This window comes from Streptomyces sp. NPDC005761 (assembly GCF_040630635.1).
GTDB lineage: Bacteria > Actinomycetota > Actinomycetes > Streptomycetales > Streptomycetaceae > Streptomyces.
In genome coordinates this window covers 57,807-73,434 of the sequence record NZ_JBEXXX010000041.1, presented here as the reverse complement: position 1 = coordinate 73,434, position 15,628 = coordinate 57,807, and the positions used below count along the sequence as shown (strand labels likewise).

17 protein-coding genes and 2 tRNA genes are annotated in these 15,628 nt (G+C 70.4%); 2 read left to right on the top strand and 17 right to left on the bottom strand.

The genetic code is table 11. The features are described from left to right. Positions 1-56: 56 nt before the first annotated feature. The 9 genes from ABZ434_RS28915 to ABZ434_RS28875 form a co-directional block, all read right to left on the bottom strand. Positions 57-129 (bottom strand) — tRNA-Ala (locus tag ABZ434_RS28915). Between the two features lie 120 nt (positions 130-249). Next, complete coding sequence (locus tag ABZ434_RS28910) at positions 250-483, bottom strand: hypothetical protein (protein WP_148018647.1); 234 nt, start codon at positions 481-483, stop codon at positions 250-252. Positions 484-773: 290 nt separating this feature from the next. Next, positions 774-846: transfer RNA gene (locus tag ABZ434_RS28905), tRNA-Ala, on the bottom strand. A gap of 128 nt (positions 847-974) precedes the next feature. Beyond that, positions 975-1,628: a histidine phosphatase family protein gene (locus tag ABZ434_RS28900; protein WP_359142717.1), complete on the bottom strand. Its 654-nt coding sequence runs from the start codon at positions 1,626-1,628 to the stop codon at positions 975-977. Continuing rightward, the gene (gene rsfS / locus ABZ434_RS28895) at positions 1,625-2,056 is read right to left on the bottom strand and encodes a ribosome silencing factor (RefSeq protein ID WP_359142712.1); all 432 of its coding nucleotides are present in this window, start codon (positions 2,054-2,056) and stop codon (positions 1,625-1,627) included. Before rsfS ends, ABZ434_RS28900 begins: the two co-directional genes overlap by 4 nt. Before the next feature lie 227 nt (positions 2,057-2,283). After that, the gene (locus ABZ434_RS28890; protein WP_359142710.1) at positions 2,284-4,017 is read right to left on the bottom strand and encodes an LCP family protein; all 1,734 of its coding nucleotides are present in this window, start codon (positions 4,015-4,017) and stop codon (positions 2,284-2,286) included. 19 nt (positions 4,018-4,036) lie between these two features. Continuing rightward, positions 4,037-4,654, bottom strand: a complete 618-nt coding sequence (gene nadD / locus ABZ434_RS28885) for a nicotinate-nucleotide adenylyltransferase (RefSeq protein WP_359142708.1) — start codon at positions 4,652-4,654, stop codon at positions 4,037-4,039. Positions 4,655-4,692: 38 nt separating this feature from the next. Next, a complete protein-coding gene (locus ABZ434_RS28880; RefSeq protein WP_187285139.1) occupies positions 4,693-4,854 on the bottom strand; it encodes a hypothetical protein in 162 nt (53 codons plus the stop codon). A gap of 84 nt (positions 4,855-4,938) precedes the next feature. Further along, positions 4,939-5,091, bottom strand: coding sequence for a hypothetical protein (locus ABZ434_RS28875; protein WP_359142706.1), 153 nt, complete (start codon positions 5,089-5,091; stop codon positions 4,939-4,941). Positions 5,092-5,202: 111 nt separating this feature from the next. Here ABZ434_RS28875 and ABZ434_RS28870 point away from each other — a divergent pair, with 111 nt between their 5' ends. After that, positions 5,203-6,351 carry a M48 family metallopeptidase gene (locus ABZ434_RS28870; RefSeq protein ID WP_359142704.1) on the top strand — a complete coding sequence of 383 codons (1,149 nt, stop codon included), beginning with the start codon at positions 5,203-5,205 and terminating at the stop codon, positions 6,349-6,351. Here ABZ434_RS28870 and ABZ434_RS28865 read toward each other — a convergent pair. From ABZ434_RS28865 to proB, 5 genes are all read right to left on the bottom strand, one after another. Then, a complete protein-coding gene (locus ABZ434_RS28865; protein ID WP_359142702.1) occupies positions 6,275-7,402 on the bottom strand; it encodes a hypothetical protein in 1,128 nt (375 codons plus the stop codon). The genes ABZ434_RS28870 and ABZ434_RS28865 overlap by 77 nt on opposite strands. 471 nt (positions 7,403-7,873) lie before the next feature. Further along, the gene (locus tag ABZ434_RS28860) at positions 7,874-8,452 is read right to left on the bottom strand and encodes a hypothetical protein (protein WP_359142700.1); all 579 of its coding nucleotides are present in this window, start codon (positions 8,450-8,452) and stop codon (positions 7,874-7,876) included. A gap of 65 nt (positions 8,453-8,517) precedes the next feature. Beyond that, entirely contained in the window at positions 8,518-9,801 is a 1,284-nt protein-coding gene (locus ABZ434_RS28855; protein ID WP_359142698.1) for a glutamate-5-semialdehyde dehydrogenase, read from the bottom strand. A 79-nt stretch (positions 9,802-9,880) separates the two neighbouring features. Then, a complete protein-coding gene (locus ABZ434_RS28850; RefSeq protein ID WP_359142696.1) occupies positions 9,881-10,381 on the bottom strand; it encodes a hypothetical protein in 501 nt (166 codons plus the stop codon). A 142-nt stretch (positions 10,382-10,523) separates the two neighbouring features. Beyond that, positions 10,524-11,651 (bottom strand): glutamate 5-kinase, encoded by a 1,128-nt coding sequence (proB, locus tag ABZ434_RS28845; protein ID WP_359142694.1) that lies wholly within the window; start codon positions 11,649-11,651, stop codon positions 10,524-10,526. A gap of 199 nt (positions 11,652-11,850) precedes the next feature. Between proB and rfbC the strand changes: the two genes are divergently transcribed. Next, complete coding sequence (gene rfbC, locus ABZ434_RS28840) at positions 11,851-12,474, top strand: dTDP-4-dehydrorhamnose 3,5-epimerase (RefSeq protein WP_359142692.1); 624 nt, start codon at positions 11,851-11,853, stop codon at positions 12,472-12,474. On the opposite strand, the gene rfbD is transcribed toward rfbC, so the two are convergent. Genes rfbD through ABZ434_RS28825 form a run of 3 tightly spaced genes read right to left on the bottom strand, consistent with a single transcriptional unit; the run spans position 12,455 to position 15,410 of the window. Next, positions 12,455-13,360 (bottom strand): dTDP-4-dehydrorhamnose reductase, encoded by a 906-nt coding sequence (gene rfbD, locus ABZ434_RS28835; RefSeq protein ID WP_359142690.1) that lies wholly within the window; start codon positions 13,358-13,360, stop codon positions 12,455-12,457. The genes rfbC and rfbD overlap by 20 nt on opposite strands. Further along, positions 13,357-14,343 (bottom strand): dTDP-glucose 4,6-dehydratase, encoded by a 987-nt coding sequence (gene rfbB / locus ABZ434_RS28830; protein WP_359142688.1) that lies wholly within the window; start codon positions 14,341-14,343, stop codon positions 13,357-13,359. Before rfbB ends, rfbD begins: the two co-directional genes overlap by 4 nt. After that, positions 14,340-15,410 carry a glucose-1-phosphate thymidylyltransferase gene (locus tag ABZ434_RS28825; RefSeq protein ID WP_359142686.1) on the bottom strand — a complete coding sequence of 357 codons (1,071 nt, stop codon included), beginning with the start codon at positions 15,408-15,410 and terminating at the stop codon, positions 14,340-14,342. The genes rfbB and ABZ434_RS28825 overlap by 4 nt, the downstream gene beginning before the upstream one ends. Positions 15,411-15,628: the final 218 nt, after the last annotated feature.

Below are 15,628 nucleotides of genomic sequence, written 5' to 3'. Positions count from 1 at the left end.
CATCACCCTCGGGGGTGCCCTCCCTTTTGCGCGGGCCCGCCAGTCGATCTTCACTGTGGAGCTAAGGAGAATTGAACTCCTGACCTCCTGCATGCCATGCAGGCGCTCTACCAACTGAGCTATAGCCCCGTGCTGTGCTGCCCGGTCTCCCGTGGCGACATCGAGAACATTACCGGTCCCCCCGGCCGTCCACCAAATCGATTCCGGTCGGCCCCTCCCCCGCCCCTCTCCGGCATGTCGCCGGGGCGGTCAGGCGGTGGCGAAGGAGTAGAAGCGCTTCAGCGTGCAGTGCTCCTCCAGCAGCCGTCCGTAGATCGGCTCCCCCTCCAGCTCCCGGTAGGTCTCGATGGGGTCGCCCTTTATGACCAGCGCCCGTGCGCATTCCTCGCACCAGTACTGGTAGTCCACGTTGACCGGGTCCATGTCCCTGACGATGGGCGTACCGCTGCCGCACCAGTCGCATTTCCGCCTGTGTGCACCCATGGATCAGCTCCGGGTGCGGCCGCGGGCCGTGCACATGGGGAGGATCCCGGTACAGCCACCGGGCGTTCGGGCCGTCGCGCAGCGAATCGGGACAGATCCTGGGGGCAGGTCCGGGACGTCGTGGCGGCTCGTAGGCATCGCGCACTCCTCCCCGTTCGGTCCGTCTCCCCCTCCGGCGGTCCGATTCTGCCATGAGCCCGCAAGGGGGTCAGCCCGCCGGAGATCCTTCGGAGACCGGGCCGGGGAACAAGCAAGGATCCCGCCCCCTTACGGGGACGGGATCCTGATTGTGGAGCTAAGGAGAATTGAACTCCTGACCTCCTGCATGCCATGCAGGCGCTCTACCAACTGAGCTATAGCCCCGCTGTTCGCTGTGTTTCCCTGCGTTTCCGCGCTGCGAACAAGAAGAACTTTAGCCTGTGACCAGCCAGAAAGTGAAATCCGGCCGAAGCTGCCCGGAGACGCCCGGCGGGCGCCGCCCGGACACCCGGTCAGGCGTCGTCGCCGAGCACCGGTTCGGGCAGCGTGCCGGCGTTGTGTTCCAGCAGACGCCAGCCGCGGGCGCCCTCGCCCAGTACGGACCAGCAGCAGTTGGAGAGTCCACCGAGCCCTTCCCAGTGGTGCGCTTCCAGGCCCAGCAGCCGGCCGATGGTCGTCCGGATGGTGCCACCGTGACTGACGACGACGAGCGTGCCGTCGTCGGGCAGCTTGTCGGCGTGCGCGAGCACGACGGGGGCAGCCCTGTCGGCGACCTCGGTCTCCAGCTCACCGCCGCCGCGCCGCACGGGCTCGCCGCGCTTCCAGGCCGCGTACTGCTCGCCGTACAGCCCCACGATCTCCTCGTGGGTGAGGCCCTGCCAGGCACCCGCGTACGTCTCGCGCAGTCCCGGAACGTGCGCGACGGCGTGCCCGGTGATCGCGGCGAGCTCGGCGGCCGTCGCCGCGGCCCGCCGCAGGTCGGATGCGACGATCGCGTCCGGCTTCAGCGAGGCGAGCAGCCGGGCGGCCCGGCGGGCCTGCCCGACGCCTTCCTCGGTGAGGTCGATGTCCGTGGAGCCCTGGAAACGGCGCTCCAGGTTCCACGCCGTCTGGCCGTGTCGCCAGAGGACGATCCTGCGGCCCCTGCCGCTTCCGCTGCCGTTCAGCTCTGCTCACCTTCCGTGCCGCCGGTGAGCTGCGCGTGCTCATCGGCCTTGCCGCGGGTCTTCACGGCGTCCTCGGGAAGGGCGATCTCGGGGCAGTCCTTCCACAGACGCTCCAGCGCGTAGAAGACGCGCTCCTCGCTGTGCTGGACGTGGATGACGATGTCGACGTAGTCGAGGAGGATCCAGCGGGCGTCGCGGTCGCCCTCACGGCGGACCGGCTTGGCGCCGAGCTTCTTCTGAAGCTGCTCCTCGATCTCGTCGACGATCGACTTGACCTGGCGGTCGTTGGGGGCCGAAGCCAGCAGGAAGGCGTCCGTGATCGACAGCACGTCGCTGACGTCGTACGCAATGATGTCGTGCGCGAGCCGGTCGGCGGCCGCCTGAGCGGCGGCGTTGATGAGCTCGATGGAGCGGTCCGTGGCGGTCACATGCAGGCTTTCGTCGGCGGTCAGATCAACCTCTAGGGTCTCACGGACCGCCGACAGCCCACGCAGTCATCGTCCGAAGACCGTTCCGGAGTGGTCCGGCGCACCCCGGAAACGCCCCGGAGCAGCCCGTATCCGCCCGCAGATGACCCCGGGGCCGGTTTCTGGAACGCGGCGGGGCGGCCCCGGAACGCTCCGGGGCCGCCCACGGACCGGGCCGGACCGTTCGCCTACTTGATCTTGTAGTCCTTGCCGATGACAACGGACACGTCCGCGTTGCCGGCCGGCTTGCCCTGCTTCGCCGTGCTCGCCGGCAGCCCGAGGGTCGCTGCGACCTCGGTCGCCTTCTTCTTGTCCGCCGCGTCCTTGTAGACGACCTCGGAGGAGTCGGCGGCGTCGGCCTTCCCGCCGTTGACGAAGGTGTAGCCGCCGTTGACCAGTTCGATCCGGGCGGACTCCGTGCCGCGGTCACTGCCCGTGGCGTTCTTGACGCCCACCCGCACCGCCGCGTCCGCGGCCGGGGCCTTGAACGTGCCGCCCAGGATGTCCTTGACGACGCTTTCCGTCGCCGCTTCGGTGAGGGTGCCGTCGTCCTGGACCGGCATCAGCGCGGTCTTGTAATCGCCGATCTTGGCGTGCTCGGCGAGCTTGGCCAGGGAGGCGCCCAGATCCTGCTCGGGCAGGGACGGGTCGAGGATCTGGGCCAGCGTCTGGACGGTGACGGTGGCGGCCTTCGGATCGTCGGAGATCTTCCGCAGCACGCCACGCATGACCTGCCCGAACCGCATCAGCTGCTTGGCCTCGGCCTCGTCGGGACCGCGGTACGTGGCGTAGGCGACGGCCATCGGGCCGCTGAGCGTCTGCGCCCGGCCCTTCTTCACCAGCGGCGCGGCATCCTTCTTGGCGTCGGGAACCGCGGTGTCCGTGTCGACCTCGATGTTGCCGACCAGGTCGACGAGGTTCTCCAGATACGGGGTGTCGAGCCGCCACGTGCCGCTGATCTCGGTACCGAGCAGGGAGTCGATGGACTCACGGGTCCCTGAGGTCCCGTCGTCGTCGACCGATTTGCCGAGCGTGGTGGTGACGCCGTCCTCGTCGGAGACGGCCAGCGAGTTGGGCAGCAGGACGGTGGTGCCCTGCTTGGTGGTGATGTTGTCGACGAGCAGGGCCGTGGACGTGCCACCGCCCTTGGTGTTGTGGAGGTGCACCACGATGACGTCCCGCCGCTGCGGGCCGGTCGCCGCGGTGTTCTCCTTCTCCGACGCGGAGAAGCCGGGAAGCTTGTCCGCGGACCACAGATAGCCGACGCCGCCGACCACGACGAGGGCCGCGACGACGATCAGCGCGACCATCCGGTTGTGACCGCGGCGGCGCGCCTCCTCACGGCGTTCGCTGCGGCTTTCGGTGAACTTGAGCCAGTCGATGACGTCTTCGGAGTCCTCGTCGGGCTCCTCGATGAAGGAGAACTGCTCCGTGCGGTAGTCGCGGTCTCCCCGGCGCGGCTCCGGGACGCCCGCCTCGGGCTCCGCGGCCGGCTGGGGTTCCGGGGCCCGCTGAGGCGGTGCGGCCGCCGCTTCGGGCGCCGGGGCCTGCTGCGGAATGCTCCACTGGTGGGTGGTGTCGACCGCGGCGGGCTGCTGGCCCGTGTCGTAGCCGCCGTCGTAGCCGTAGCCCTGCTGCTGAGTCTGCTGGTGCTGCTGGTGCTGCTGGGTGGCGTACGGGTCGTACTGCTGCGGGGGCGCGGCGGGCTGCTGCTGTTGCTGCTGTGTGTACGGGTCGTAGCCGTACCCCTGACCGGCCTGCGGCGGCTGAGGCTGTTGCTGCTGCTGTGCGTACGGGTCGTACTGCTGCTGTCCTGGCTCCTGCTGCCCTGGCTGCTGGTACACCGGCTGCCCGTACTCGTCGTAGCCGATGATCTGCGGCTGCTGGTAGTACGGGTCGTACGGATTCTGTCGGTCGTTCACCGGTGCCCCTCTCCGTGGCTCATTCGCCGCGGTACAGCTGGCGCTTGTCGATGTAGCGGACCACACCGTCCGGCACGAGGTACCAGACCGGGTCTCCCTGGGCGACCCTCCCACGGCAGTCCGTGGAGGAGATCGCCAGTGCGGGGACCTCCACGAGGGAGACTCCCCCCTCCGGCAGCCCGTCGTCCGTGAGCACGTGCCCCGGCCGTGTCACACCGATGAAGTGGGACAGTGAGAAGAGCTCTTCGGCATCCCGCCAGGTGAGGATCTGGGAGAGCGCGTCGGCGCCCGTGATGAAGAAGAGGTCCGCGTCGCCGTGGAGCGTGCGCAGGTCCCGCAGGGTGTCGATCGTGTACGTCGGGCCCTGGCGGTCGATGTCGCTCCGGCTGACCGAGAACTGCGGGTTGGACGCCGTAGCGATGACGGTCATCAGATAGCGGTCCTCGGCCGGGGAGACCTCCTTGTGACTCTTCTGCCACGGCTGCCCGGTCGGAACGAAGATCACCTCGTCGAGGTGGAACTGGGCGGCCACTTCACTGGCCGCCACCAGGTGTCCATGATGGATCGGGTCAAACGTCCCGCCCATCACGCCGAGTCGGCGCTTTCCGCGGCCGGTAGGCACTTCCTGCTCTCCCATGCGTGCAGAGCCTACTGGCACAGCTGTACGCCTCGGCCTCAGCGGTCGCGGTTGAAGCGCGTGGTGATCCACAGAAGGAGGAGAAGCGCGACAAACGCACCGCCACCGGTGAGGAGCGGGCTGAGACTTTCGTGGTTTCCACCGTGCTCGCCCTCGGCGGCGACGGTGACCAGCTGGTGTGCGGTGCTCGTGAGGCTCATCTTCGGCAGGACCTATCGATCGGGAGTCGGAGGGAAGACGTCGCGGACATCGTATGCGGGGGCCCCGCGCACGCTCACGCCGACTCAGTCGTTGTTGTCGTCGTTGCGGTATCCGCGCAGCAGGAACCAGGCGAGCAGGGCCGCTCCGACGAGTGAGGCGATCAGCACGATGCGGACCGTGTTGCCCGGCCCCTGGTCCTCGGATGCGGCAGCGAGCAGAGCAACGGTGTGCGGCATGTCGGGCGTCTCCTCAGTTATCCACAGCCCCCCGCACACCGTAGCCCCAGCACCTACGCTGGGATTTGTCAGGGGGGCGAGCGACGTCTCGTACGAACAGGGGGCCCATTCATGACCGACGGCAGCCACGAGAGCCACGGCCAGGTGCCGAGCAGGCAGCGCAGGCGTTTCCCCGGGATCTCCTCCCGGGCGTACGAGCATCCGGCGGACCGCTCGGCCCTGGTGGCACTGCGCAAGCTGAGCGGTTTCGACACCGTCTTCAAGGCACTGAGCGGACTGCTGCCGGAGCGCAGTCTGCGACTGCTCTTCCTGTCGGACTCCGTCCGGGTGAGCGACGCGCAGTTCACCCATCTCAACGACATGCTGCGGGACGCCTGTTACATCCTGGACCTGGAGAAGGTCCCTCCGATGTACGTCAGCCAGAACCCGCAGCCCAACGCCATGTGCATCGGTCTGGACGAGCCGATCATCGTGGTGACGACGGGCCTGGTGGAACTGCTCGACGAGGAGGAGATGCGAGCGGTCGTCGGGCACGAGGTGGGGCACGCGCTCTCCGGTCACGCGGTGTACCGCACGATCCTGCTCTTCCTGACCAACCTGGCCCTCAAGGTGGCCTGGATCCCCCTCGGCAACGTCGCGATCATGGCGATCGTCACTGCGCTGCGCGAGTGGTTCCGCAAGTCCGAGCTGTCCGCCGACCGGGCCGGGCTCCTGGTCGGCCAGGATCTGCGGGCCTCGATGCGCGGGCTGATGAAGATCGCCGGCGGCAACCACCTCCACGAGATGAACGTGGACGCGTTCCTCGCCCAGGCCGACGAGTACGAGAAGGCGGGCGACCTGCGCGACTCCGTCCTCAAGATCCTGAACGTGCTCCCCCGTTCGCACCCGTTCACCACAGTGCGCGCGGCCGAGCTGAAGAAGTGGTCCGAGACCCGCGACTTCCAGCGGATCATGGACGGCCACTACCCGCGGCGCGACGAGGACAAGGACACCTCGGTGACGGACGCCTTCAAGGAGTCCGCATCGCACTACGCCGATTCGGTGCGCAGCAGCAAGGACCCGCTGATGAAGCTGGTCGGCGACATAGCGGGCGGCGCCGGTGACCTCGGCGGCAAGCTCCGGGACAAGTTCACCGGCGCGGGTGGCGGAGGCGCCAAGGGCGCCGGGGCGGCCGGTGGCGACACTACGGACGGCTCGCAGGAGCCCCGGAGCCCGGAGGACCCTGAGGGGCCGCCTGCTCCCGGGACGACGGGGAGCTGACCTCCAGCGTGCCGCACAGCGCCCCGGTGGGCCGGCCCGTCGCGTACGGGTCGGTGCCCGCCGGGCCGCGGGCCACCGCCCGCTTGCCCGCCAGCAGCGGCCGCAGGGCACCGGTGGTGTCGTCCGGGCAGGACTGCGGGCCGGCCTGGACGTAGCTGGTCTGCACCTCCAGCCGGTGCAGCCGCAGATCGTCCCGGTCGAACCGGAAGCGCATTTCCCGTCGTACGGTGAACAATGAGGCCCCGCCCGCCTGTTGAGGGCCGGAGACGGCCGGGCGGAGCACATAGGCGAAGGTGTGGTCCGACACCACCTCCAGGGCGTCGGCCCCCACCTCGGCATACCGCAGGGTGCCCCTGACCCGGATCTCCGGATCGGGGGTGGCCTCGGCCGGGTCGAAGCGCACCAGCCAGCCGGTCGCCGCGTGCTGCCCGTCGTCGTGCGGGGTGTTCATGCTCCGTTCGAACTGTTCCATCTGGTCCGGGTCCAGCAGGGACTCCACCGGGCGTACCGCGTTCCCGCCGAGGACGTCGAGGTCGAGCGAGGAGGCCACCAGATAGTCCTTGGCGGTGGCCAGGGCGGTGTACACCTGGTTGTCGGAGAAGCTCTCCGTCCGCCGGGCGACCGGAAGGCTGATGCCTGCGGCTCCCTTGGGGAACGAGGCGGCGGGGCTGCCCGCGAAGAGGCCTGCCGGGGTGCCGCCGGGCACGGCTCCACGCGGCGCCAGCGGGACGACGGTCATCCGCAGCGGCTCGGCCCGCCGGGCGACGGGGTTCTGGTAGGGGTGGCGGAAGCCCAGGAAGACGGCGGTGCCGAAGGCCAGAGCGATCAGGACGACCAGGGCCAGGGCGGCCCGGGAGCCGTTGCGGACGGCCCGGCCCGGCAGGCTGCGGACGGCACGGGCATGCTCCCCCATGCGCTCCTGGGCGGAGAACTCCTGCAGCCGGGCAGCCCGGACGAAGGACTCGTCGAAGACGAGAGAGCGGTACTCGTCCTCGCTGCCGCTCGCACCGTTCTCCGACGGGCCTTCGGGTGGATCTCCGCGGTCTGCCATGACTTCTCCCGACTCCACGCCACCGACCGGGGCCGAAACGGTGCGCCCCTTCCGGCCGAAGGGCGCCGGACAGGGTCTGCCCGTCATGCGTGGGCATGCACGGACAAGTGAGAAGCCCCCTCTTCGAACGGGTGAGGGGTCATATCTTCAGAGTAGGTCGATTACGACGGAGGTAAACGCGGCGACGGGCGGGAACTGCCGCGGGATTCCCCCGGTCGGGTGGATCCGGGCCGGGGAAAGCTCAGCGTCCGGAGCGGGCACGGCAAGGGCCGGCGGAGGGCGGTGGGCGTCGGGCGTCGGTGCACCCGGTCGGCAGCGGCCCGGGACCGGCCAGCGGTCCGGAGGCATCAGCGGCGCAGGACCGGTCAGCCGTCCAGCGGCCATCAACGGCCCGGGACCGGTCAGCGGTCCGGGGGCCGTCAACGGCACAGGACCCATCAACGGCCCGGGGCCCGGGGCGCCTCGGTGGGGTCAGGGGGTGTGGGGGACGGCGGAGACCATCGGGCGGGAGTAGCCATCCGCGGCGGACGGAGCGGCGGTGGGCCCCGGCGCGCTGTCCACGCCGCTCGTGGCCGGGGGCGGGACCTGGTCCTGACGATCGCCCGAGGTGTTGCGGAAGACGGCGCTGAAGGCCAGGGCCACCATGCCGATCCCCATCAGCAGGGCGAGCAGCCAGGCCACCGGCCGGTGCCAGCGGGCGGCTCCGCGGTAAGGCCGCAGAGCGCCGCCGTGACGCCCGTAGGGGCCGCCGACGCCGTAGTCGTCGTCCGCGTCCCATGGCCCGTCGTAGCCGCTCCCGCGGCCGTAGCCGTCGTCATGGAGGTCATCGTCCAGCGGGCCACCGCCGGCCCGGGCCCGGAAGGCATCGGTCTCGGCGCGCGCCTCGGCGGCGGCCAACAGCCGCTCGACTGCGGTGGGTTCGTGGAACTCGGCTGCCTGTACGAAATCCTCGTCGAACACCACGGAGGCGAAGTCCTCGTCCGCGCCCCCGCGGTCGTCGTCGGGCTCCCAGCCGTTCGGGAACGGCCTGCCCCCCACGTCGTCCGGCACAGCTTCAGCCTAGACCCGCTGGGTGGTTTTGGGCAGGGAGACAGGACATTCTCCGAACCGCCCGGTCACCGCACGTGGCCGTCGCCGGTCACGATGTACTTCGTGGACGTCAGCTCCGGCAGCCCCATCGGCCCCCTGGCGTGCAGCTTCTGGGTGGAGATTCCGATCTCCGCACCGAAGCCGAACTGTCCGCCGTCCGTGAAGCGGGTCGAGGCGTTCACAGCCACCGTGGTCGAATCCACCAACTGGGTGAAACGGCGTGCCGCGGCCTGTGAGGTCGTCACGATCGCCTCGGTGTGCCCCGACGACCAGAGCCGGATGTGTGCCACGGCCGCGTCCAGCGAGTCCACGACGGCCGCCGCGATGTCGTACGAGAGGTATTCGGTCTCCCAGTCCTCCGGCGTGGCCGCCACCACGGTGGCCTTGGCCCCCTCGGCGTACTCCAGGACCCGTTCGTCACCGTGCACCGTCACACCGGCCTCGGCCAGGGCGTCCAGGGCGCGCGGCAGGAAGGCCTCGGCCACGTCCTTGTGGACCAGGAGCGTCTCCGCGGAGTTGCAGACGCTCGGGCGCTGCGCCTTGGAGTTGATCAGGATCGCGACGGCCATGTCGAGGTCGGTCTGCGCGTCCACGTACACATGGCAGTTGCCGGTACCGGTCTCGATCACCGGGACGGTCGACTCCTCGACGACGGTGCGGATCAGTGAGGCCCCGCCGCGCGGGATGAGCACGTCGACCAGGCCGCGCGCCCGCATGAGCTCGCGTACGGAGTCACGGTTCTCGCCCGGTACCAGCTGCACCGCGTCGGCCGGCAGGCCGGAGCCGCCGACCGCGTCGCGCAGCACCCGGACGAGTGCACGGTTGGAGGCGTAGGCGGATGACGAACCGCGCAGCAGCACGGCGTTGCCCGACTTCAGGCAGAGGGCCGCGGCGTCCACCGTCACATTGGGGCGTGCCTCGTAGATGATCCCGACCACGCCGAGGGGCACCCGGACCTGACGCAGATCGATGCCGTTGGGCAGCGTCGAGCCGCGCACCACCTCACCGACCGGGTCGGGCAGCGCGGCCACGTCCCGCACGTCGGCCGCGATGGCGCGGATGCGCTCAGGGGTGAGTGTGAGCCGGTCGACGACGGACTCGCTGGTCCCGGCCTCGCGGGCGCGCGCCACGTCCTCGGCGTTGGCCGCGAGGATGTCGCTGGTCCGCACTTCGAGGGCGTCCGCGATCGCCAGCAGCGCGTCGTCCTTCGCCGCGCGCGGAAGTGGCGCGATGTCGGCGGCGGCGGAGCGGGCCCGGTAGGCGGCCTGGGTGACCGGGGACATGTTGTCGTACGGCGAAAGCGTGGTCATGCCCGCAGGGTAATGCGCACGCTGCGGGCATCCGTCACGTATCCCGTGATGCGAGACGGCCGTCCGGGGGACGGCCGTTTCAGTACGGGTGCACGCCGACCGGGGCGGCCGGAGGCGGCCCGTACCCCTCGGCGACGCGCTGGTGGTACGTCTCGCGGTCGATGACCTCGAGCCCGACGATCTCCCAGGGGGGCAGCCCCGCGCTGGAGCGGTGCTCGCCCCACAGCCGCAGGGCCACCGCCGCCGCGTCGTGCAGGTCGCGGGCCTCTTCCCAGTAGCGGATCTCCGCGTGGTCGTTGGCATAGCGGCTGGTCAGCAGGAAGGGGTGGTCGTGGGCGAGCTGTTCGAGGCCACGTCTGACCTCCGTCAGCGGAATCTCGGCACCGGAGACGCAGAGCGTGATGTGCCACAGCTTCGACTGGGTGCGTTCCTGCCCGGCCACCGCCATGTCCGGGCAGGCGGTCCGTTCGTCCCTCCGGTCCGTGGACCTGCTTCCGTCGAAACCGGTCCCTGCTCCGACGCTGGTCAGGGCGCGGCCACCCGTTCCTCGGGGCGGCGCCCCCGGGCGCGCTCGTCTCACCGGCGGCCTCCTGTGAATGTGTTGCTGTGCTGAACCCCGCAGTGTCCCTGCTACAAAGTGGACCAGCCCGCGGCCCGGCTTGGGGCGGTTTTCGTGAAGGTCTCCGCCCGAAGGCTGGACTTTCAGCCGTTTCAGGGGGTCATCAGGTGTGGAGAACGACAAGATCGTCCCTGTGTACGACCTCGCGTTCGTAGGCGGGGCCGAGTTCGCGGGCCAGGTCGCGGGTGGAGCGCCCGAGAAGCTGCGGGATCTCCTTGGCGTCGAAGTTGACGAGGCCTCGGGCGACCGGCCGGCCCCGCAGATCGCGCAGTTCCACCGGGTCGCCCGCGGTGAACTCACCCTCGACCGCGGCGATCCCGGCCGGCAGCAGGGAGCTGTGGCGCTCCACGACCGCCTGCACGGCCCCGTCGTCCAGGGTCAGTGAGCCTTGCGGGGTGGAGGCGTGGGCCAGCCACAGCAGACGGTCCGCCGAGCGGCGTCCGGTGCGGTGGAAGTAGGTGCCGGTGTCGCGGCCCGCCAGCGCGTCGGCCGCGTGGCTCGCGGAGGTGAGGACGACCGGGACACCGGCCGCGGTGGCGATCCGGGCGGCCTCGACCTTGGTGACCATGCCGCCGGTCCCGACGCCCGCCTTGCCGGCGCTGCCGATACTGACCCCGGCCAGATCGGCGGGGCCGGCGATCTCCGCGATGCGGGTGGTGCCGGGGATGCTCGGGTCGCCGTCGTAGAGGCCGTCCACGTCCGAGAGCAAGATCAGCAGATCGGCGCGGACCAGGTGGGCGACGAGCGCCGCGAGCCGGTCGTTGTCACCGAAGCGGATCTCGTCGGTGGCCACGGTGTCGTTCTCGTTGACGATCGGCAGCGCGCCCATGTCCAGGAGCTGGTCGAGAGTGCGGTATGCGTTGCGGTAGTGGGCGCGGCGGCTGGTGTCGTTGCTGGTGAGCAGGACCTGGCCGACGCGGACGCCGTAGCGGGCGAAGGAGGCGGTGTAGCGGGCGACGAGCAGCCCCTGGCCGACGCTGGCCGCGGCCTGCTGCCTGGCCAGGTCCTTGGGCCTGCGGTGGAGTCCGAGCGGGGCGAGTCCGGCCGCGATGGCACCGCTGGAGACGAGGACGACCTCGCGCTCACCGCCGCTGCGCACCTTGGCGAGCACATCGACGAGTGCGTCGACCCGGTCGGCGTCGAGGCCTCCGGCAGCGGTGGTGAGGGAGGAGGAACCGACCTTGACGACGATCCTGCGGGCCTCCGTGACGCCCTGCCTGGCCCCTGACACGTGCATCCCCCATGGTTCGGCTCGCTGGACCCCGCAATCTACGCGAGCACGGGAATCGGCGCCTTCGGGTTCCGCACCGTGGACCCTGTTTCGTCCGTATCCGTACCGGTCCGTATCTGTTCCGTACCGCCACTCGTTGCAGGAGTCGTCGGCTCCCCCGCCGAAGACCCGGCGAATTCCAGGAACAGGACGTGATCGCATGCGCCAGCTCTCCATCCCCGGGGCCTGGGTGCACGAGCCCGAGGTCATCCCCGACAGCCGCGGCAGTTTCCACGAGTGGTTCAGGGCCACGGACCTCGGGGAGGCCGCGGGGCACGCCCTGGGGCTCGCGCAGGCCAACTTCTCCACGTCCCGCCGGGGCACGCTGCGCGGGATCCACTTCGCCGACGTGCCGCCCGGTCAGGCGAAGTACGTGAAGTGCGTGCGGGGCGCCGTGCTCGACGTGATCGTGGACGTCCGGGCGGGCTCGCCCACGTTCGGGCGGTGGGAGGCGGTCCGTCTGGACGATGCCGAGCACCGTGCGGTCTACCTCGCCGAAGGGCTCGGTCACGCCTTCATGGCGCTGACGGACGACGCGGGCGTCCTCTACCTCTGCTCCGAGGGCTACGCGCCCGGGCGCGAGCGCGGCATCGATCCGCTCGATGCGGAGCTGGCCATCGAGTGGCCCGCGGGCATCGTGCCGCTCCTGTCCGAGAAGGACGCCGCGGCACCGTCGCTCGCCGAGGCCGGGCAGCAGGGGCTCCTGCCCTCGTACGCGGAGTGCGAGGAGTACTACGCGCGGCTGCGGGCGGGCGAAGGCGAGCTCAGCCCGGCCGGCCGCTGACCAAGGGGCGTTCCACGGCGAGCAGGGCCGGGAACGCCTCCTCCAGTGCGGTGCGCCAGTCCCGGAGGGGCTCGATCCCGGCCGCCGCGAACCGTCCGTGCGCGAGCACACTGGACGCGGGCCGCGGGGCGGGGCGGGGATACGCGGCGCTCGTGGTGGGCCGGACGCGGGCCGGGTCCGCGCCGAGCAGCGTGAAGATCGCCCGGGTGAAGCCGAACCATGTCGTCCCGCCACCGCTGGTGCCGTGGTAGACGCCGGCCGGGGCGGTGCCGTCGAGTGCGGCCCGCCCGAGCCGGACCAGCAGCCCGGCCAGGTCGACGGTCCAGGTGGGCTGACCGCGCTGGTCGTCCACCACGTCGAGGGTGTCCTTGAGGCTCTCCAGCCGGATCATCGTGCGGACGAAGTTGGCGCCGCCCGCGCCGTAGAGCCAGGCGGTGCGCACGACGTAGCCGGTGTCGGGGAGGGTCTCCAGCACGGCGCGTTCGCCGGCCAGTTTGGTGCGGCCGTAGGCGCTGCGCGGTGCGGTGGGGGCGTCCTCGGCGTAGGGCCGGGCGGTGTCCCCGGCGAACACGTAGTCGGTGGAGACGTGGAGCAGGACGGCGCCGTGCTCCCGGCAGGCGGCGGCCAGGACCGCGGGGCCGGTGCCGTTGATGCGCAGCGCGGCGTCCTCCTGGCTCTCGGCGTCGTCGACGGCGGTCCAGGCCGCGCAGTTCACCACGACGGCCGGACGGTGGGCGGTGAACGCCGCGCGGACGCGCCCGGGGTCGGTGATGTCCAGGGCCGCACGGTCCGCGGCGACGGCGGTGACGTCCTCCTGGGCGAGCGCGGCCATGAGGTCCTGTCCGAGCATGCCGGCGGCCCCGGTGACCAGCCAGACCGGGCTCACAGGGCGGCCCTCTCCTTGAGCGGCTCCCACCACGCGCGGTTCTCGCGGTACCACCGCACGGTCTCGGCGAGCCCGGTGCGGAAGTCCTTGCGGGGCTCGTAGCCGAGCTCCTCGCGGATCCGGGTGCAGTCGACGGAGTAGCGCCGGTCGTGGCCCTTGCGGTCCTCGACGTGGACGACGTCGGTGTCCCAGTCCGCGCCGCACGCCTCCAGGAGCAGTCCGGTGAGCTCCTTGTTGGAGAGTTCGGTGCCGCCGCCGATGTTGTAGACCTCGCCCGCGCGGCCCCTGGTGCGGACGAGTTCGACGGCCTGCACGTGGTCGTCGATGTGCAGCCAGTCGCGGACATGGGCGCCGTCCCCGTACAGCGGGACCGGCCGGCCCTCCAGCAGGTTGGTGACGAAGAGCGGGATGACCTTTTCCGGGAAGTGGTGGTGCCCGTAGTTGTTGGAGCACCGGGTCACCCGCACGTCGAGTCCGTGCGTGCGGTGGTAGGAGAGTGCGATCAGGTCGCTGGAGGCCTTGGACGCGGAGTACGGGGAGTTGGGCGCGAGCGGTTCGCTCTCGGTCCAGGAACCCTCGTCGATCGATCCGTAGACCTCGTCGGTGGAGATGTGCACGAAGGTCCTGACGCCCGCCAGGTGTGCGGCGTGGACGAGGGTGTGGGTGCCCAGGACGTTCGTACGGACGAACTCGGCGCCGCCGTCGATGGAGCGGTCGACATGCGATTCGGCGGCGAAGTGCACCACCTGGTCGTGCCCGGCCATGAGGCCGCCGACCAGTTCCGCGTCACAGATGTCGCCCTGCACGAACGAGAAACCGGGGTGTTCGCGCACCTCGTCGAGGTTGGCCGGATTACCCGCGTAGGTGAGCTTGTCGAGCACGGTGACGGCGACGTCACCGGGGCCGTCCGGGCCCAGCAGCGTACGGACGTAATGGGAGCCGATGAAGCCGGCACCGCCGGTCACCAGGAGGTGGGTCGTCATGACGAGATCTGTACCTTGCTGTGGTCGCCGAGGACGAGTCGGTGGGCGGACGGACTGCGGGGTGCGGGGGTCACCTCGACCTCGTGGCCGATGAGGGAGGCCTCCACGCGGCGGACGCCGTCGATCGAGGCGCCCCGCAGGACGATGGAGTACTCGATCTCGCTGTCCTCGATGCGGCAGTCGTGGGCGACCGAGGTGAACGGCCCCACGTAGGCGTCGCTGATCACCGAGCGGGCGCCGATGATGGCGGGGCCGACGATCCGGCTGCGGGTGACGCGGGCGCCCGGCTCGATCCGGACCCGGCCGATGATCTCGCTCTCGTCGTCGACGTGGGCGCCGCGGGTGCAGGGCTCGACGGCCTCCAGCACGGTGCGGTTGACCTCCAGCATGTCGGTGACGTTGCCGGTGTCCTTCCAGTACCCGCGGATCGTGGTGGAGCGGACGTCGCGCTGCTGGTCGATCAGCCACTGGATGGCGTGGGTGATCTCCAGCTCGCCGCGCCAGGACGGGCGGATGGAGCGGACGGCCTCGTGGATGACCCGGGTGAAGAGGTAGACACCGACGAGGGCCAGGTCGCTCTTGGGCTCCTTCGGCTTCTCCTCGAGGGCCACGACCCTGCCGTCCCCGTCGAGTTCGGCGACGCCGAAGGCGGTCGGGTCGGGCACCTGGGTCAGCAGGATCTGGGCGTCGGGGCGGTCGGCGCAGAACCCCTCGACCAGCCCGGCGATCCCGCCGACGATGAAGTTGTCGCCGAGGTACATGACGAAGTCGTCGTCGCCGAGGAAGCGCTGGGCGATCAGCACCGCGTGTGCGAGGCCCAGCGGTTCGGACTGCGGGATGTAGGTGACGTCGATGCCGAACCGGGATCCGTCGCCGACCGCCGCGCGGATCTCCTCCTCGGTGTCGCCCACGATGATGCCGACCTCGGTGATGCCGGCTTCCGCGATGGCTTCGAGTCCGTAGAACAGCACCGGTTTGTTCGCCACCGGGACCAGCTGTTTGGCCGAGGTATGAGTGATGGGACGAAGCCGGGTGCCTGCCCCGCCGGAAAGTACGAGAGCCTTCACAGTTCTGCTCCACGATGAGTCGGCGGTCCTGTCGCAGCTGCGACCTACCGGGTGACCTTAGTCAGATCCGGCCGCTCATCCGCGGCGAAACAGCTCCGCCGACCCGCTTACCGACTCGTCCGGAGGAAAAGCGACGGCACCCCGTAACCATTCCGCTTCGTTTCGCTCCCGCCGGACGACGAAAAACGTCGCACTCAGGCGTGGTGTCGAACTCGATA